At 35.5% G+C, this 17,727-nt stretch carries 18 protein-coding genes; 13 read left to right on the forward strand and 5 right to left on the reverse strand.

From position 1 onward, the window contains the following. Positions 1–241: 241 nt before the first annotated feature. The 4 genes from EG342_RS06685 (at position 242) to EG342_RS06700 (ending at position 3,730) form a co-directional block, all read left to right on the forward strand. Positions 242–958, forward strand: coding sequence for a polyprenol monophosphomannose synthase (locus tag EG342_RS06685; RefSeq protein WP_103288967.1), 717 nt, complete (start codon positions 242–244; stop codon positions 956–958). Positions 959–1,042: 84 nt separating this feature from the next. Further along, positions 1,043–1,411, forward strand: coding sequence for a DUF4296 domain-containing protein (locus EG342_RS06690; RefSeq protein ID WP_103288968.1), 369 nt, complete (start codon positions 1,043–1,045; stop codon positions 1,409–1,411). Between the two features lie 69 nt (positions 1,412–1,480). After that, positions 1,481–2,611 (forward strand): tRNA guanosine(34) transglycosylase Tgt, encoded by a 1,131-nt coding sequence (gene tgt, locus EG342_RS06695; RefSeq protein ID WP_103288969.1) that lies wholly within the window; start codon positions 1,481–1,483, stop codon positions 2,609–2,611. Positions 2,612–2,617: 6 nt separating this feature from the next. After that, entirely contained in the window at positions 2,618–3,730 is a 1,113-nt protein-coding gene (locus tag EG342_RS06700; protein ID WP_103288970.1) for an LptF/LptG family permease, read from the forward strand. Here the strand turns inward: EG342_RS06700 and EG342_RS06705 are convergent. Beyond that, positions 3,724–4,440: a biotin--[acetyl-CoA-carboxylase] ligase gene (locus tag EG342_RS06705; RefSeq protein ID WP_103288971.1), complete on the reverse strand. Its 717-nt coding sequence runs from the start codon at positions 4,438–4,440 to the stop codon at positions 3,724–3,726. The two genes, EG342_RS06700 and EG342_RS06705, sit on opposite strands and share 7 nt — an antisense overlap. Before the next feature lie 87 nt (positions 4,441–4,527). Between EG342_RS06705 and rsfS the strand changes: the two genes are divergently transcribed. The 9 genes from rsfS (at position 4,528) to EG342_RS06750 (ending at position 13,588) form a co-directional block, all read left to right on the forward strand. Then, positions 4,528–4,896 carry a ribosome silencing factor gene (rsfS, locus tag EG342_RS06710; RefSeq protein WP_103288972.1) on the forward strand — a complete coding sequence of 123 codons (369 nt, stop codon included), beginning with the start codon at positions 4,528–4,530 and terminating at the stop codon, positions 4,894–4,896. Positions 4,897–4,913: 17 nt separating this feature from the next. After that, the gene (ftsH, locus tag EG342_RS06715; RefSeq protein ID WP_103288973.1) at positions 4,914–6,935 is read left to right on the forward strand and encodes an ATP-dependent zinc metalloprotease FtsH; all 2,022 of its coding nucleotides are present in this window, start codon (positions 4,914–4,916) and stop codon (positions 6,933–6,935) included. Between the two features lie 135 nt (positions 6,936–7,070). Then, complete coding sequence (locus EG342_RS06720) at positions 7,071–7,652, forward strand: LUD domain-containing protein (RefSeq protein WP_164465156.1); 582 nt, start codon at positions 7,071–7,073, stop codon at positions 7,650–7,652. Between the two features lie 24 nt (positions 7,653–7,676). Then, positions 7,677–8,549 carry a phosphatidate cytidylyltransferase gene (locus EG342_RS06725; protein WP_103288975.1) on the forward strand — a complete coding sequence of 291 codons (873 nt, stop codon included), beginning with the start codon at positions 7,677–7,679 and terminating at the stop codon, positions 8,547–8,549. A gap of 4 nt (positions 8,550–8,553) precedes the next feature. Then, complete coding sequence (locus EG342_RS06730; protein WP_103288976.1) at positions 8,554–9,207, forward strand: phosphatidylserine decarboxylase family protein; 654 nt, start codon at positions 8,554–8,556, stop codon at positions 9,205–9,207. A 453-nt stretch (positions 9,208–9,660) separates the two neighbouring features. Beyond that, on the forward strand, positions 9,661–10,653 hold the full coding sequence (locus EG342_RS06735; RefSeq protein ID WP_103288977.1) for a helix-turn-helix transcriptional regulator: 993 nt from the start codon (positions 9,661–9,663) through the stop codon (positions 10,651–10,653). Between the two features lie 110 nt (positions 10,654–10,763). Continuing rightward, positions 10,764–11,171: a transposase gene (locus tag EG342_RS06740; protein ID WP_317126841.1), complete on the forward strand. Its 408-nt coding sequence runs from the start codon at positions 10,764–10,766 to the stop codon at positions 11,169–11,171. Between the two features lies 1 nt (position 11,172). Next, a complete protein-coding gene (locus EG342_RS06745; RefSeq protein ID WP_103288979.1) occupies positions 11,173–11,493 on the forward strand; it encodes a transposase in 321 nt (106 codons plus the stop codon). Between the two features lie 292 nt (positions 11,494–11,785). Then, entirely contained in the window at positions 11,786–13,588 is a 1,803-nt protein-coding gene (locus EG342_RS06750; protein WP_103288980.1) for a hypothetical protein, read from the forward strand. Between the two features lie 47 nt (positions 13,589–13,635). Here the strand turns inward: EG342_RS06750 and EG342_RS06755 are convergent, their stop codons facing one another. The 4 genes from EG342_RS06755 to EG342_RS06770 all read right to left on the reverse strand — a co-directional run bounded on the left by EG342_RS06755 (position 13,636) and on the right by EG342_RS06770 (position 17,609). Beyond that, positions 13,636–13,983, reverse strand: a complete 348-nt coding sequence (locus EG342_RS06755) for a DUF1801 domain-containing protein (RefSeq protein WP_103288981.1) — start codon at positions 13,981–13,983, stop codon at positions 13,636–13,638. An 18-nt stretch (positions 13,984–14,001) separates the two neighbouring features. After that, on the reverse strand, positions 14,002–15,840 hold the full coding sequence (locus EG342_RS06760; RefSeq protein ID WP_103288982.1) for an ABC transporter ATP-binding protein: 1,839 nt from the start codon (positions 15,838–15,840) through the stop codon (positions 14,002–14,004). Positions 15,841–16,057: 217 nt separating this feature from the next. Then, entirely contained in the window at positions 16,058–16,981 is a 924-nt protein-coding gene (locus EG342_RS06765) for a M28 family metallopeptidase (RefSeq protein ID WP_103288983.1), read from the reverse strand. Between the two features lie 238 nt (positions 16,982–17,219). Next, positions 17,220–17,609 carry a DUF4293 family protein gene (locus EG342_RS06770; RefSeq protein WP_103288984.1) on the reverse strand — a complete coding sequence of 130 codons (390 nt, stop codon included), beginning with the start codon at positions 17,607–17,609 and terminating at the stop codon, positions 17,220–17,222. Between the last annotated feature and the right edge of the window lie 118 nt (positions 17,610–17,727).

Raw genomic sequence — 17,727 nt, forward strand, 5'->3', positions numbered from 1 at the left:
ATTTATTTTTTTTTATTTTTTATTTAACGATAAATAACACAGACTTGGCATAGATTTTAAGTAGTACCTGATCTGTAAATTTGTTGTTACCATATATTTTCCCATCGATGTTTGCATGATTCAGATTTGTTAAATAAAAGTTTCTGGCTCATTCGCTTCATCTGTGAGGAATATTTTTGCAAAATTATAGATTATTTTGTATAAAATAAAAAGGTTAAATAAACTATCTTTGCAAACTGAAATGAAAAAACTCGTCATCATCCCGACATACAACGAAAAGGAAAATATTGAAAATATTATTTCCGCAGTTTTTGCATTGGAAGATGACTTTCATATTTTGGTTGTGGATGACTCGTCTCCGGACGGGACTGCAGAGATCGTGAAGGAGTTGCAGAGAAAATATCCACATTATCTTCACTTGTCAATAAGACATGTGAAAGATGGTTTGGGAAAGGCTTATATCCATGGATTTAAATGGGCTATCGAAAATAAATATGATTATATTTTTGAGATGGATGCCGATTTTTCACACAATCCGAATGACTTGCCTAAACTTTTTGAAGCTTGTTTGAAAGCGGATATGGCCATAGGATCTCGCTACTCAAAAGGGGTAAATGTTGTGAACTGGCCAATGGGAAGAGTTCTGCTTTCTTATTTTGCATCAAAATATGTGAGATTTGTATTAGGACTTCCGATTCATGATACTACAGCAGGTTTTGTTTGCTTTTCGAGAAAGGTATTAGACGAAATCGGCCTGGATAATGTAAGGTTAAAGGGATATGGATTTCAGATAGAAATGAAATTCAGAGCTTATAAAAAAGGTTTTAAAATTGTAGAAGTTCCTATTATATTTACAAACAGAATTCTCGGAGAAAGCAAAATGAATGGTGGCATCATTCATGAAGCTGTTTTCGGTGTTTTAAATTTAAAATGGAAATCAATTATCAACAGGCTATAAATAAGGAACACCGTTAATTGTTCTTTAAGAAGAATAATATCGTGCGAATTTTTATCAGAGCATTAGAAATGTAAAATTAAACAGATGAAAAAGCTGATCTTTATTTTCGTTTTATTGGGACTGTTTTCATGCAGCGATTTTATCGATAAGCCTAAAAATCTGATCGATGAAAATGTTATGGCTGAAGTTATAGCGGATCTGATGCTGAATGAGCAAGCAACTTTTATGTATCAGAACAAAAATATGGAAGCAGGGACAAGATTTATCCTGAAATCTCACCATGTGAAACCTGATGATTTTGTAGAAAGCTTTAAATACTACATCATCAAAGAAAAAATGGAAGGAATCACCAACGATGCACAGGCGATTTTGTTGAAAAAAGACTCTAAAGCAGCCAAATATGTAAAGGACAAAGCCAATCAGAATGGAAATCCTGCCCCTTTGGTGAGGTAATATTGAAGATGCAGGTTCTACCTGGAAAAAGACGAATCGCTAAAAGCGGTAAATTATAAAGTACGACGAATGAAATTTTTTAATATAGAAAAAACCTCTGAAGGAAAAGCAAGAGCAGGGGAGATCACCACAGATCACGGGAAAATTCAAACTCCCATTTTTATGCCTGTGGGAACTGTAGCAAGTGTGAAAACAGTTCATCAGAGAGAATTAAAAGAAGACATCAAGGCCCAGATTATTTTGGGTAATACGTATCACCTTTACCTTCGTCCGGGAATGGAAACCATGCAGGATGCAGGTGGACTCCATAAATTCATGAACTGGGATCTTCCTATTCTTACCGATTCAGGAGGTTTTCAGGTATTTTCGTTGGCAAGCAACAGAAAGATGACCGAAGAAGGAGCGAGATTCAAATCTCATATTGACGGAAGTTATCATATGTTTTCTCCCGAAAGATCCATGGAAATTCAAAGACAGATCGGAGCCGATATTTTCATGGCTTTCGATGAATGTACTCCTTATCCTTGCGAATACAATCAGGCAAAATCATCAATGGAACTGACGCATCGCTGGCTAAAGAGATGTATCGACTGGACCAATGATAATCCTGAAATATATGGTCATAAACAAAGACTTTTCCCAATTGTTCAGGGATCAACCTATTCGGATTTAAGAAAAATATCCGCCGAAGTAATTTCTGAAGCCGGAGCTGAAGGAAATGCCATCGGAGGCTTATCTGTAGGTGAACCTGAAGAAGAAATGTACAGAATCACTGACGAAGTGACAGACATCCTTCCAAAAGAAAAACCAAGATACCTTATGGGAGTTGGAACTCCATGGAATATTTTAGAATCTATCGGTCTGGGAATTGATATGATGGATTGCGTAATGCCTACAAGAAATGCAAGAAATGCAATGCTCTTCACATGGCAGGGCGTGATGAATCTTAAAAATGAAAAGTGGAAGCGTGATTTTTCACCTTTAGACGAGTTTGGAACCAGCTTTGTAGATAAGGAATATTCAAAAGCATACCTTCGCCATCTGTTTGTATCAAAAGAATATCTGGCCAAGCAAATCGCTTCAATTCATAATCTTGCCTTCTATCTTGATTTGGTGAAAGTAGCAAGAGAACACATCATCGCGGGAGATTTTTATCAGTGGAAAGATTCGGTAGTTCCGGTTTTAAGACAAAGACTATAAAAGCATATGTTTAAAATTATAGACAAATATATCATCAAAAAATATCTTGGAACTTTTAGTTTCATGCTGGTGCTATTGTCTATTGTAGTACTTGTGATTGACGTTCAACAAAAGATCCCGAGAATTGAAAATGCTAAGGCAATTGATCCAAAACTTGACCTTACATACTTTCTGATTCATTTTTACCCTTTCTGGATCATTAATCTTGTGGTAACGTTTCTTTCAATTCTGGTATTTATTACAGTGATTTACTTCACGTCCAGAATGGCCAATAATACTGAAATTGTAGCGATTATCAGTAGTGGTGCAAGCTTTCACAGGTTTTCCAAACCTTATTTGTATACTTCCATTTTACTTGCTGTAATGGCGCTTCTTGTCTATCATATGGTTCTTCCATGGGCTAATATAAAGAAGAATGAGCTGGAAGCTTACACCTATAATGCGGCCAATAAAGAAAAGATTCTGGGAACTGCACCTGCATCTTCGCAGCTCAGTAAAACGGAATATATTTTTGTTGATTCCTGGAATAAAAGAGAAAAAAGAGGTTCCAGCTTTGTCTATCAAAAATTTGATAAAGACCGGAAGATGATTTATGAGTTGAAGGCAAGCGATGTATATTGGGATAATACCAAAAAGCAGTTTGTCTTAAACAATTATTACGAAAAAACCATCAATAAAGACAATACGGAAAAGCTGGGCCATGGAACTGAGTTAACAAGAAACTACAGCCATTCTCCGGAAGAGCTTTTCCCGAACGAACTTCTAGGACAGAACAAAACAACCCCGGAGCTTCTGAAATTTATTGAGAGGGAAAAAGCGAGAGGAAACAGTAACCTGAATTCTTACCTGAATGAACTTCACCAAAGAACCTCAATGCCAGTTTCTATTATCATTCTTACATTCCTGGCTCTGTCGCTCTCTTCTCAAAAGAAAAGGGGAGGACTGGGAGTTAATCTGGCGATAGGAATTTCACTGGCATTCCTCTTTGTGTTCTCATTTGAAGCGTTAAAAGTGGTTTCAGAGAATAAAAGCTTACCACCTGCATTGGCAATGTGGCTTCCCAATTTGGTATTTCTTCCACTTACCCTTTATCTTTACATTAAAAGAGCCAATCAGTAAAGGAGTTTTACTTCTTTGTGATAAAAAGAACGGATACCGTCATTTTCCAGTTCGATCCAGAGTTCTCCCTTTTCGTCTGCATTTCGTATGATGCCATTTTGTCGCTCTTTTTCAATTTCAAAGACCGATATCTCATCTTTGCGGAATAAATTCTGGTTAAAGTCTTCGAGGATTTCTTTTTCTGAAGGGATATTCTTCAGTCTTTCAGACAAATATTCATGAAGTTGTAATGCAAGGTCTTCACGGTCAAATTCTTTGCCTGTCTGGGTCAGGAGTGAACCTGCATTGGATATTTCATCAAATTTATCCTGAAGAATATTAATTCCGCTTCCGATGATGAAATAATTATTTTGATTAATTTTTTTCTTTTCGATCAAAATCCCGACGATTTTTTTACCTTTAAGGATAATATCATTCGGCCATTTAATTTTTACATCATAATCAGCCAAATTGGCAAGGAAATCCCTGATAATAATTGCGGTATAATAATTGAATATAAAGTCGGAGCACAAGATGTTTTGAGTATTCACTGCCAGCGTATAAGCAAGGTTTTTTTCGGCAGTCTGAGTCCACACATTTCCATACTGACCGCGACCTTTTGTCTGATTAAAAGTATGTAGTCCTAAAAAATCTGAATTTTCGTAAAGTAAAAACTTTGATATTTCGTCATTAGTAGAAGAACATTCTTTCAGGTAGAATAGTTGGCTCATTTAAGAAAACTTTAAGACATTAAGGGGGTAAAAGTAAGGTTAAAGTAAAGAAAAAACAATAAATTTGCAGATTATAGTATTTTTTTAATGAATAAAACAGCAGAAAAACAAGCACTAATAGATAAAATCGTTGAAGCACTTCAAGATGTAAAGGCCGAAGATATCATGATCTTCGATCTTTCAAACATTGAAAACTCTGTAGCGGAAACGTTCGTAATATGTAGCGGAAACTCAAATACACAAGTAGCTGCATTAGCAGGAAGTGTAGAGAAAAAAGTAAGAAACGATCTGAAAGACAGACCTTGGCACGTAGAAGGTGCAGAGAACGCCATGTGGGTATTGGTAGATTATGTTACAGTGGTGGTTCATATTTTTCAAAAAGAAGTACGTGAGTACTATGACATAGAAGAGCTTTGGGGTGACGCAGTCATTACCAAAATTGAAAATGAATTTTAAAATTTTAAAAAGTCTAAATGAATAACAAAGGATTCAACTGGTTCTTTCCAATTGCAGTCGTAGCTCTTTTGCTTTATTTTGGTTCCACTTTTCTTGGTGGAGATACGGCAAAAACTATTGATGAAGATGGTTTCTTTAGAGAAATGCAGGCAGGAAAAGTCCAGAATATTATTATATACAAAGACATAGAGAAAGCTGATGTTTTCCTTACCAAAGAAGCAAAATCAGCAATGGTTTCCAAAACCGGAAAGGAAAATAATCCTTTTTCAGCTTTAGATATGGCCCCAAAAGCAGATTATTCTGTAAAATATGGGGATCTTCAACTTTTCCTTCAGAAATTTGAACAGATCAAATCGACCGATCCGGCTATTAAAACTGCTAAAGATTACGGAACCGGAAAAAGTCCTTTTGCAGATATTCTTATATCTGCATTAATCTGGATTGCTATTCTGGGATTGTTCTACTTCCTTCTTTTCAGAAAGATGGGCGGTGGCGGAGGTCCTGGAGGACAAATATTCTCAATCGGGAAATCAAAAGCGAAGCTTTTTGACGAAAAAGAAAGAATTCAGGTAACATTTAAAGATGTTGCAGGATTGGAAGGTGCTAAAGAAGAAGTGCAGGAAGTTGTTGACTTCTTGAAAAATTCTGAGAAATATACCAAACTGGGAGGTAAAATCCCTAAAGGTGTTCTTTTAGTAGGCCCTCCGGGAACAGGTAAAACATTATTGGCAAAAGCTGTAGCAGGTGAAGCTAAAGTTCCATTCTTCTCCCTTTCTGGTTCTGACTTCGTAGAAATGTTCGTTGGAGTAGGAGCATCAAGAGTGAGAGATCTTTTTGCACAGGCAAAAGCAAAATCTCCTGCGATTATCTTTATCGATGAGATTGATGCAATCGGTCGTGCAAGAGGGAAAAACAACTTCTCAGGCGGAAACGACGAAAGAGAAAATACCCTGAATCAGCTTCTTACTGAGATGGATGGTTTCGGAACTGACGTTAATGTCATTGTGATGGCTGCAACCAACAGAGCAGATATCCTTGATAAAGCCCTGATGAGAGCCGGACGTTTTGACCGTTCTATCTATGTAGATCTTCCGGAATTGCACGAAAGAAAAGAGATTTTTGACGTTCATTTGAAGAAAATCAAGCTTGATGATAATGTTGACAGAGATTTCTTAGCAAAACAAACTCCGGGATTCAGTGGAGCAGATATTGCAAACGTTTGTAATGAAGCGGCATTGATTGCAGCGAGATATAACCACACTTCTGTCACAAAACAGGACTTCCTTGATGCTGTAGACAGAATCATCGGTGGTCTTGAAAAGAAAAATATGGCCATTAAGCCATCTGAGAAAAAGAGAGTGGCTTACCACGAGGCGGGACACGCTACAATTTCATGGCTGGTAGAACATGCTTCTCCACTTTTAAAAGTAACGATCGTTCCGAGAGGACGTTCATTAGGGGCTGCATGGTATCTTCCTGAAGAAAGACAGTTGACCACTACTGAACAGATGCTGGATGAAATGTGTGCTACTTTGGGAGGTAGAGCTGCAGAGCAGGTGATTTTCAATAATATCTCAACAGGAGCCCTTTCTGATTTGGAAACGGTAACGAAGAGAGCTCAGGCAATGGTTACCATCTACGGATTAAGCCCGAATATCGGAAACATTTCTTACTATGACAGTTCAGGCCAGTCTGAATATTCTTTCGGAAAACCTTATTCTGAAGAAACGGCTACAAAAATTGATGTAGAGATTAAATCAATCATTGAAAATCAATACGAGAGAGCAGTTAGAATTTTGGAAGAAAATAAAGGAAAGCTTGATGCTTTGGCAAATAAGCTTTTAGAAAAAGAAGTGATCTTCCGTGAAGACTTAGAAGAAATTTTCGGTAAGAGAGCATGGGATCCTGAATTGACAGAGAAACCCGTTACCAATACAATTCCTGAAAAAGAACAAGTGGAAGTATTGAACACTCCTCAAATTAAAGAAAAAGAAGAGGAAAGCGAAATACAGGCACCAGAAAGCCCGACGCAGCTTTAAAACTCTTTAAAAATAGATCAAATAAAACCTGACAACTTTAAAATTGTCAGGTTTTTTCATATTTAAGGGACATTATTAGATTCTATTGTAATTTATTTTCTATTTTTGTATAAAGTTGACTAAAAATAGATTAAGTTGAATTTATTCAAGAGGATTGTAAGCAAACTAACCAACCAGCCTGAGGAAGAGGACAAACAGAGTCTGGAGAAGCTAGGAGATTCGCTCAAAAATGCGGATCTCGACTATAAGTTTGCGCAATTATTTACGCATTCGGGGGGATTTTTTAATTATTGTGCAGATGAAGCGGAGGCTCTACAAACTTTAAATCAAATTATCAAGATAGAAGGTATAGGAAACCTTTTCTGCTGGGACAAAGAACTTCAGAACTTTTTAAATGTTGTGAAGTCTTCTTATACTTCAGAATTGCAACCGTCTAATGATGCAGCATTCATCACTTGTGAATACCTGATCGCCTATGACGGAAGGATTATGCTTTCTCATAACAATATTCTTCATTACCACTCTTCAAGGCTGCCGGATAAGATTATTATCATTGCCAATGTTTCACAGATCGTAAACAACCTGAATGATGCAATGGGGAAAATAAAAAGGAACGGAAATATCAAGAACCTTACTTCCATCAGCGGAAGCCAGTCTAAAATGGACAGTTCTTCCAATTCCAATACAAAACTGTTTTTATTATTGCTTGAAGATTAAGCACCCACTTCTAAATTTTAAATTTTGGACAAAAATCTAATTCAAAGAACCGTTTCAGGCTTAGTATATGTAGCTGTTATCATTCTTTGTACAACGCCGCTAGGGGCACAACTAATTAACAATATATTTCCCGGCCTTATTCAACAGCAATATCTGTATCATGGATTAATGAGTCTTTTGCTGGTAGTTGGTATCTGGGAATGTATCAAAGTCATGAAGTTTGGAAAAGGGTATGAAAAATGGGTAGTCTTTCCACTGGCTATTTTTATTTTCTATATTTTTTCCAAAAGATATTTTCATCACGATTTCTTTTTTGATTTCAGATTGAGTGAGATCCTCGCGCTGGTCTTAATAGGGATTGCTGTGGTGACTTTATTTAAATTTCCTAACGAATTGTACTATGATAGCGGAAAACTTATTTTTTCGGTCATTTACGTGGCTCTTCCGTTTAGTTTTGCATTAGGCTTACCTAAGTTCTCCAGTTATAATGACAGCTTCTCTCTGGAAGTTTTATTTCTGTTTATTCTGATCTGGAGCAGTGATACTTTTGCCTATCTGGTAGGAAAATTCTTTGGAAAGCATAAAATGGCGCCTAAAATTTCCCCTAAGAAAACATGGGAAGGATATGCAGGTGGAGTGGTGCTGACCTTAGTTTTATCATATTTCATTGAACATTATCAGCCCGAGCTCAGAGGAAACTGGATGGTTGTCGGATTTTTAGTCGCTGCCTTTGCTCCGTTAGGTGATTTGGTAGAGAGTCAGCTGAAAAGAAATTTCGGTGTAAAGGACAGTGGAAACATCATTCCGGGGCATGGAGGAGTTTTAGATCGATTAGATAGTTTCATAATCTGTGTTCCTGTCGTATATTTGTACTTTATTTTAGAAAAATTTATATAGTCTCATGAAATTGCATAGAGAATCAAAAGGAACAATTACCGTAGCTACCATTCTGTTTTTGATAGTGGGAGCTCTAGCTATTTATTTCCTTAAAATGTGGTCGTTGGTGATCATTGTACCTTTGTTGGTTATTTACTGTTTGGTATTCTGGTTTTTCAGAGTTCCTGACCGTACTATTCTTGATCACAAAGAAAATGTCATCGCACCGGTGGACGGAAAAGTAGTTATGATCAAGGAAGTAGAAGAGAATGAGTTCCTTCAGGGGAAAGCAATTCAGGTGTCTATTTTCATGTCTCCACTGAATGTACATATTTGTAGATATCCGGTGACCGGAAAAGTGATCTACAAAAAATACCACCCGGGAAAATATCTGGTAGCATGGCATGAAAAGTCTTCTACAGAAAATGAAAGAACTACCGTAGCTGTGGAAACGCAGACGAATCACAAAGTAGTTTTCAGACAGATTGCGGGATATGTGGCGAGAAGGATCGTTTTCTATTGTAATGAAGGAGATCAGGCAAAAGCCGGACATGAATTCGGATTTATTAAATTTGGTTCAAGAATGGATGTATTCCTGCCTTTGGACACTGAGATCGTTTGTAAGATCGGAGATATTACAAAAGGTGGTTTGGATGTGGTTGCCAAATTGAAGAAGTAAGAAATTTATTTTCACCATAAAATATTGGAGAGGGCTATACAGTCCTCTCTTTTTGTTTGCATGATGTTCAGCTGTTAATTTTTACACTGAGTTTTATTACGCATGAGTATAATTAAGTAGTGTTTCGTGAAATGCTTTTTGTGAATATAAATAATTTTGCAGTGGTAAAACACAACGTAATTTGTTGTTTTTGATTTTAAAATTTAATTTATTTTTTCATAAATATTAAATTTTTTATTAAGACTGATATTTATATTTGATATTTTTAATAGCCAATTGTAATAGTTCAGTTGCCATTAAAAAAACACATAAGTCACATTTTCTTTATCGTAAAAATCCAGACAAACTAATTTGTTTTGTCATTTTGTTATGCTTACAAGATGTTATTATGAAGAATTTTAAAACGTATAAATGCCCAGGTGGGTTTGTATAAAGAATATTAAAAACAACACGATGATTTATAAGTTTTTCTTTAAAATGATCAATGCTGAAGCAGAGAAAATAGACGACGATTTCGAAAGTAATTATGTAAATCTTATTAACAGGTATTTACTATTGCTGTTTTTCATTTTTCTGTTTTACTCTATTGTAATAATTACTCTTTTCGGGGATCTTTTCATCTCAACATTTTTGACCGTCATCACTTTTTTTTTCCTGTTTTTAATGGCTATCAAGGGAAAAACCAGAAGATTCACGAATGTTTTAAAAACAGTGATTATTAGCATTTTTGTTTTATTGACCTTTATCGTTAGCTTTTTTAATATTTATACCTATAAAAATGCAGGAGTAGAATATTTTTATTTTTGTCTTTTGTTTGCGGTTCCTTTTTTTCTAAACTATAAAAAGGATTCTTTTTCGATACTTTTTATTGCTTTCATTATTAGCATCAACTTTATCGTTTGTGTGTATTTTGATTTTGATTTTCTTCCTAAAAGCAGGTTTCTGGAAAAAGATGATTTTAAAATTATCAGACTGTGGAATATCTTATTTTCCATTGCCTCTTTTTTGATGGATATTGTGTTTATTACTCAAAAAGACGAATTAATAAAAGGGCTGATTGTTGAACAAAAAATGAAGGATTCTACGATTAAAGATCTTGTAAAAACAAACACTGAACTGATGAAACATCAAATGTTGATCAATCATCTTACAGAAGAAAACATCCGGGAAATTTTAAGTTTGGCGGAAACGAATTCACCGATATTTTTTGAAAAATTTCAGATATTTTTTCCACATTTTATTCCTGAAATATTGAAGATTAATCCAAATCTTATTCATTCCGAACTTTATTTTTGTGCATTAATGAAGCTTGATTTTGACACCAAAAAAATAGCACAATGTACCAATAATAGTATCCGTGCGGTAGAAAGTAAAAAATACAGAATACGGAAAAAGTTGAATGTGTCTTCCGAAATCAATATCAATAGTTTTCTGATCAAAGTATGAAAAAGTGAGTGATGATTATTCTTACGCGTGCGTAGTATTGAGAAGGAAAGAATGGTATTCGTCAGCGTAATTGTCAATATTTTTAAATAAAAAATAGAATAACAGTGAATATGAAGGAAATCCATATTGGAAATTTGATCAAATCGAAAGTAGATGAGCACCAGATCCCATTAGAAAGAATCGTTAAGTTTCTGGGTCGTCGGGAAGAGGAAGTAGAAAAGATGTATCATGAAAAAGCAATTGATACTGATATTCTGTTGAAATGGTCTAAGCTTTTAAAATTCGATTTTTTCAGATTTTATACCGGACATTTGATACTTTACGCTCCGACTTCAAGAATTGACAAGGTAATAAAGGAAAAGGAGACGACTATGATTTTTAGAAAAAACATTTACACACAGGAAGTTAAAGATTTTATACTGGAAAAAATAAAAATAAAAGAGATGTCTATTAATGATGTGATTTTTAGATATAAGATTCCCAGAACGACCTTATATAAATGGCTTAAAAAAACATAATATGAATCCCGACTACAAACAAATTTATACCGATTTGCTTCGGGAAAAATGCCCTGAAAAATTACTAGATCCGGTAATTTTGAAGAAATTGGAAAAGCTGCGGTCAGCAATTGATATTTTTAAGTTTAATCAGCTGATTTTCGATAATCCCGATCAGCTGGTAGAGCTTAATAATCAGAGGCTTCGTTCGTATGATGAAAAATCTATTAAGGAAATTTTGGTTTATCAGAAGAAACATAAGCTTACAAACAGTCATGTTAGTAATCATTTTAAAATAAGCAGAAATACGATTGCCAGATGGAAAGCTATTTTTAAGGATTGATATGAACTTTATATACTGTTTTTGTATGTAATGGAAAGGTATTATTTTTTTAAATAAGCAGAGATTGATCCCATTTTTAAAAATCGGATCATTTTTTTTGTTTTGTTATTTCGTATTTCACTTTTGTCATACTTTTTTGTAGTTGTAAATATTTGGAAGTTTTTGAGTTTTACTACGCGTGAGTGATATTGCGTAGATGATATTGATGTTGTGATTGATTCTGCATGATAATTTTGTTTCAATAAATCGATTGAATTAAAAACCGTAATGATTAAACAACTATAACTCTTAAATGATGAAGAAAAAATTTACAACGATCAAAATTAAGACTTTGCTTTTTGCCCTGTTTTTATTTTTTGGGAAATTCTACTCACAGACTAACAACGGTGCTGTAGGGATCAATACTTCCTCGCCCAATTTGAACTCCGTGTTGGATGTGGTTTCTGGAAGTAATAATAAAGGAATTCTTATTCCCCGGATCACTGAATTACAACGAAATGCAATTGTAATTAATAAGCCTGCAGATGATGGACTTACGATTTACAATACAACTGAAGATTGCTTCAACTACTGGAGCCTTGCAGATAATGAATGGAAAAGTGTCTGTGGCCAATTAGGTAAGGCCGTTTTTACTGTAGATTGTTCTGTTTCTAAGGCGATGGGAAGCTATGTAAAAGGAAAAGAACTTACGAACTCAAATTATCTTACGATATCTGTTAACGTCACAAAAGTTGGGAATTATACCATCTCAGGAACAACCTCAAACGGATACAACTTCTATGGAACCGGGGTTTTCCTCAATACAGGAGTTCAGAAAGTACAGGTTTTAGGACAGGGTACTCCACAAGCAATTCAAACGGACAATGTAACACTCGAAGCCAATGGAACCGAGGTAACCTGTACCCCAGCCATTTCTATTTCTGTTCTAAGCCCTGCAGGAACTTATACAATGAGCTGTGGAAGTGCAACGGTAAACGGGGTTTATAAAGTAGGGACAGCTCTTTCTGCTTCGAATACAATTACATTGCCTGTCAATGTTTCAGCAATAGGTAGTTATACGATTACAACGAATACGGTTGACGGAATTTCCTTTAGCGGTTCAGGAACATTTACTGCAACGGGAAATCAGAATATTACTTTAAGTGGAACCGGAACTCCGGCATCTACTTCTGTAAAAACAATAACCATGACTTCAGATAGTCAGGGCGGAGTATCTACCACATGTTCAGTGAATGTGATTGTGGTTATCCCCAAAAAGACCGTATTGCACCTGGGACTTGAAACAGCATATGGTTACAGTGCCTATACCGGACCATCAAGAAGTCTGATGGATTCGCCCTCTAATTTTGGAACCACTGCATCGAGTATTGTGAAATACGAGGGCTTCAATCACATCTCACTAGGGAATTCGCCGTCTTCAGCAGCGGTTCAAACAGCTCTTAACAATAAACCTGATATTGTAATTATTGGGTATAATTATACTCCGGATGCTACCGAAGCGGGATATATTGCAAATTATCTGAATAAAAAGGGAGTTGTCATTGCCCTTACCGATAATACGGTTGCTGCTCAGAATTTATTCCTGGGGATTTTTTCCGATCCTACTATTTCAACTTCATATGGAGCCGGAGCGGGATCTGTATATGCACTAGCGAATACGGATGATCCTATTTTGAACGGTCCTTTTGGAGATGTAAGAGGGAAAAACTGGGGTGAAGATGCTTCGACAACGGTAAATGTTTCGGGATTAACAAGTGGCTTTATTCCTTACAGCTATGCTCAGCCGATTAACAATACTACTACAAGAACAGGAATCTCGGGATTGAGAAACAATAGTTTAAATTTTGTATGGTTTGGCGACGGAGGTTTTTTAAGTAATGAAAATGCGAACGGAAGCCAATTTAACAGTAATACAATTGAGCCTTTTGTAGCGCCAGGTTCGGGAGGGTATTTTCCGGTTCAGAAGTCAGCCTATGGATATGCAGGAAATGGATTCTCAGCAGGCAGTATGCAGGTGCAAAACTCGATATTGTTTGCTAATATGATAGCTTGGGCTATTCAAAAATCTGAATTCAACGGGATAAATACACAATGATGATGTTTTTAAAGGAGGCTCCGGGACGATTTATCGTCCCGGAGTTTTTATTTTATATACTTTTTAATTTCTTCCAGCAGGCTGAGAATAAAATCCAAAGGCAAATCTTTTTCCACATCAATTAAAAGAATCTTAAACTTCTTTCTCCCGTCTTGGGTCAATTCTGGATAATCCAGTTTGTCACCGTGGTAGAAGCTAATGTAGTGTTTTTTATACTTTTTGCTGTAGTAGAAATAACACAGCATTTTCTTTTTATATTTGATAAAGGGCAGCCCGAAACTGAACGTTTCTGTAATATGTTCTGTATCCGAGGCTAAGATCTTTTCCCGTAAAAAAAGAAGAGTACTTCTTTCAGGCTCTTCGATTCTGTAGAAATACTCTTGTATGGGATTCATTTTTGTGATTTAAAATAATTAGTCAAAATTCTGGAGCTCAACAAGTTTGTTATACATTCCTTTTTTAGCAATAAGATCATGGTGGGTACCTTGTTCTACAATGTCACCTTTTTCCATCACTACAATCCAGTCTGCTTTCTGAATCGTTGAAAGGCGGTGTGCAATCACTAAAGAAGTTCTGTTTTCCATCATTTTTTCCAGTGCATCCTGTACAAATCTTTCAGATTCTGTATCCAAAGCAGATGTCGCTTCGTCCAAAATCATGATCGGTGGATTTTTCAAGACGGCTCTTGCTATAGAAACCCTTTGTTTTTGCCCTCCGGAAAGCTTATTCCCATCATCCCCGATATTGGTATCATACCCTTCAGAAAGATTGGTAATAAAATCATCGGCATTGGCAATTTTAGCCGCGGCAATGACTTCTTCTCTCGTAGCATCAGGTTTACCCATTAAAATATTATTGTACACCGAATCATTGAATAATACAGACTCCTGAGTTACCATTCCCAAAAGCTTACGATATTCCTGTAGTTTCAGATGCTTAATATCTGTTCCGTCAATCAGAATTTCTCCTTCCGAAACATCATAGAATCTGGCCAAAAGATTGGCAATGGTTGTTTTACCACTTCCACTTTGTCCTACTAATGCAACGGTTTTTCCTTTCTGAATGGTCAGATTGAAATTTTTAAGAATAAGATTGGATTTGTCATAATAGAATCCAATATTTTTAAATTCAATATTATTTTGCAGGGTAGAGATAGAAACCGGCTCTGCAACTTCTTCAATTTTTACATCTGCATCCAGAATTTCAAGCACTCTTTTTAAAGAAGCTTCTCCTTTCTGTACATTAGAAATGGAAGTTGATAAACTTTTTGCAGGAGGCAGGATCTGGAAAAATAATCCAAGGAAAACAAGGAAATCAGCAGGAGAGATGCTCTGTTCAACAAGAATTTGTTTTCCTCCGTACCATGCAATGATTAAGAATGTGATGGAACCTAAAAATTCACTCATCGGAGACGCTAATTCTTTCTTTCTTCCCAGGCTGATAGAGCTTGAAATCCATTTGTTCATAGACTTCATAAAACGGTTGTCCATGATCTTCTCAGCATTAAAAATCTTAATGACTTTGGAAGATTTCAGGGTCTCATCTACAATAGAAAAAATGGTTCCCATTTCATTTTGTGCCTCATGGGAATCTTTCTTAAGGCTTTTTCCGACTAAAGCGATCATTGTTCCCATTACAGGCAATACCAATAATGAGAAAAGGGTCATTTCAGGACTTAGGATGAATAAACTCACTAAGGTACTGATCAACATAAACGGAGCGTTGATAAGCTCAACCAAGCTTCCTAATATGTTCCCTTCAACTTCACCTACGTCATTAGACATACGGGACATTAAATCTCCTTTTCTGCTTTCTGTAAAAAATGATACCGGTAAAGAAAGTACTTTTCTGTACATTGCTCCACGGAGGTCTTTTGTAACCCCTACACGATAATTGATCAACAGGAATGAACCTAAATATCTGAAAATATTTCTCAACAGGAACATAAATGCCGTAATGATACAAAGCCATGCAAGAACATTCAAAGCACCATATTCAGTCACTAAACTTTGAATATAGTAGTTGGAGTAATCTTTCACATAAGAGAAGAAATCGAGAAACTCTCCTGAATAAACAGGTGCTGTTTCATATTTCTCAGGTTTAATAGTCCCAAAAAGCATCCCTAATACAGGTAAAATAGTACCTAAGGAAGCAATCTGAAATACGGAATACAGGATATTGAAAAATAAACTTCCGTAGATGTATTTTTGATGCGGTCTCGCGAACTTTAAGATTTTTTTATATTCGTTCATTCAATGAAAAAATTGGATAGCAAAATTACGTAAAATTAAAAGATAAGACGTTCTTAATCCTATTTTACTTTAATTAATATGTTTCGAAGAATATGCTTTTGTTACAACTGAGTATGATCCTGTTATGATTTTTTAAAAATATAGAATATAATACTGTTTTATTAAAATGTTACTAAAAAAAATAAACCGCACTAAGGGCGGTTTTATAGTAATGAAATTAATTAAATTTTACCTGATCGTTGTATTTTGGGCTAAAATTCTGAGGATTTAATTTTTCCAAAGTCTTTCCAAAATTATTGATGATCTGAGTCATATTATCAAAATCTACAATATTGACATCATCATTTTCATGGTGATAATGGGTGGCTTTACTCATATCAACGGTAGAGAAAGAATGGGCAATAATTTTCTTTTTAACGAAACTTACATTGTCAGAACGGTAAAATAATTGTTCCCTTGCGTAAGGATCGGCGTTAATTTTTAATCCATTGACTGCATTTTTATTAAATAATTCATCCAGATCTGAAAATCCGTCTCCTGTCATATACAACGCATTTTTACCCCATTGTGATTCCGTAGCGACCATTTCAAAATTGAAAAGAGCTGTCATGTTGTTGTAAATTTTATCCAGATTTTTATCTTCTGAAATGGCTCTTGAACCCAACATTCCTTTCTCCTCCCCATTAAAAGCCATAAAGACCATTGAGAAGTCAGGTTTTTTATTTTTAAAATAATCGGCAATTCCTACCAGAGTCGTAATGCCGCTGGCATCGTCATCAGCTCCGTTATAAATATTATCTCCGGATTTATTACTGGTTCCGATATGATCAAAATGTCCTGAGAAACCAAGATATTTATCTGTTTTTCCTTTTTTTACACCACATACATTATACGCTTTTTTGCCTTTGTATTCGAATGGAATCAAATAAGAATTTCCTGTGCAATACTCAAGGTTATTTTCTTTGAAAAGAGTGGCGATATAGTTGGCTGCATTTTCATTTTCCGGAGTCCAGATTTCTCTGCCTCTCATTTCATCGGAAGCCAAAGTAGAAAGTATGGTTTTTACTCTTTCTTTTGAAACATCCTGTGCAAAAGTAAAAACTGAAAACAGGGATAAAGTAAGATAAGTTAGCTTTTTCATTGTCTTTAAAATTAAAAGTTACGTAATCTGTCGCATCATTCGCCGAAAAGTTGCAGGAAGGTACATAATTTATATGGATCGGATAAAATAGGAAGCCATTAAATGAAAAGCCTTGGCTTTCTGTGTATAATACCATTTTAATCAACTCTTTATTAAGAAGTCGAATTATATATAATGGTATACAATAAAAAACAGCTCCTGAAAAGGAACTGTTCTCACTCAAAAAATCGTTGTAAGGCTATCGAAGTCTGTCTACAGATTTTACGAGCCTCTCATCTCTGCGAATGAAAATGTTTGCAATAAGCAGACAGATCACCGCGATCAATGGGAAAATCGGCTCAATACCCTTCTCAGGAAATTGAATTCCTCCGGGTAAGTTTAGTAACCAGTACGCCAATACACCAATCAACAAAGCGTTTATAATAATGCTGATTGTATTCAGCAGAATTTGTCTTTTTCTGTTTTTGAAACTAAAAACACTGAATGCTCCTACTAATACAAGGACAATACATGCAATATTAAGCACCGGAAGGGTACCAAAAACAACAACATCCTGTCCTGTAATGAAAAGAAAAACAGCAGCTAAAACTGCTAATAGTGTCCAAATAGTCTGTATTCTCTGTAGCATTGAATATTAAATTCTTGGCAAAAATAACATAAATTTTGCACAATTCAAAAATAAGTGTAGATTTGCATTATACAATGTACTTGAAAACCAAAGTCACCGGACTTACTTTTCTTACTCA

This window comes from Chryseobacterium lactis, assembly GCF_003815875.1.
GTDB classification, from domain to species: Bacteria; Bacteroidota; Bacteroidia; order Flavobacteriales; family Weeksellaceae; genus Chryseobacterium; species Chryseobacterium lactis.

What these genes read in the sequence shown, in the direction of transcription:
- EG342_RS06770 (WP_103288984.1), bottom strand. Translation starts at nt 17,609, where the DNA reads ATGCTACAGAGAATACAGACTATTTGGACACTATTAGCAGTTTTAGCT.
- EG342_RS06685 (WP_103288967.1), top strand. Translation starts at nt 242, where the DNA reads ATGAAAAAACTCGTCATCATCCCGACATACAACGAAAAGGAAAATATT.
- EG342_RS06765 (WP_103288983.1), bottom strand. Translation starts at nt 16,981, where the DNA reads ATGAAAAAGCTAACTTATCTTACTTTATCCCTGTTTTCAGTTTTTACT.
- EG342_RS06740 (WP_317126841.1), top strand. Translation starts at nt 10,764, where the DNA reads ATGAAGGAAATCCATATTGGAAATTTGATCAAATCGAAAGTAGATGAG.
- EG342_RS06760 (WP_103288982.1), bottom strand. Translation starts at nt 15,840, where the DNA reads ATGAACGAATATAAAAAAATCTTAAAGTTCGCGAGACCGCATCAAAAA.
- EG342_RS06745 (WP_103288979.1), top strand. Translation starts at nt 11,173, where the DNA reads ATGAATCCCGACTACAAACAAATTTATACCGATTTGCTTCGGGAAAAA.
- EG342_RS06690 (WP_103288968.1), top strand. Translation starts at nt 1,043, where the DNA reads ATGAAAAAGCTGATCTTTATTTTCGTTTTATTGGGACTGTTTTCATGC.
- ftsH (WP_103288973.1), top strand. Translation starts at nt 4,914, where the DNA reads ATGAATAACAAAGGATTCAACTGGTTCTTTCCAATTGCAGTCGTAGCT.
- EG342_RS06700 (WP_103288970.1), top strand. Translation starts at nt 2,618, where the DNA reads ATGTTTAAAATTATAGACAAATATATCATCAAAAAATATCTTGGAACT.
- EG342_RS06755 (WP_103288981.1), bottom strand. Translation starts at nt 13,983, where the DNA reads ATGAATCCCATACAAGAGTATTTCTACAGAATCGAAGAGCCTGAAAGA.
- rsfS (WP_103288972.1), top strand. Translation starts at nt 4,528, where the DNA reads ATGAATAAAACAGCAGAAAAACAAGCACTAATAGATAAAATCGTTGAA.
- EG342_RS06730 (WP_103288976.1), top strand. Translation starts at nt 8,554, where the DNA reads ATGAAATTGCATAGAGAATCAAAAGGAACAATTACCGTAGCTACCATT.
- EG342_RS06750 (WP_103288980.1), top strand. Translation starts at nt 11,786, where the DNA reads ATGATGAAGAAAAAATTTACAACGATCAAAATTAAGACTTTGCTTTTT.
- EG342_RS06705 (WP_103288971.1), bottom strand. Translation starts at nt 4,440, where the DNA reads ATGAGCCAACTATTCTACCTGAAAGAATGTTCTTCTACTAATGACGAA.
- tgt (WP_103288969.1), top strand. Translation starts at nt 1,481, where the DNA reads ATGAAATTTTTTAATATAGAAAAAACCTCTGAAGGAAAAGCAAGAGCA.
- EG342_RS06735 (WP_103288977.1), top strand. Translation starts at nt 9,661, where the DNA reads ATGATTTATAAGTTTTTCTTTAAAATGATCAATGCTGAAGCAGAGAAA.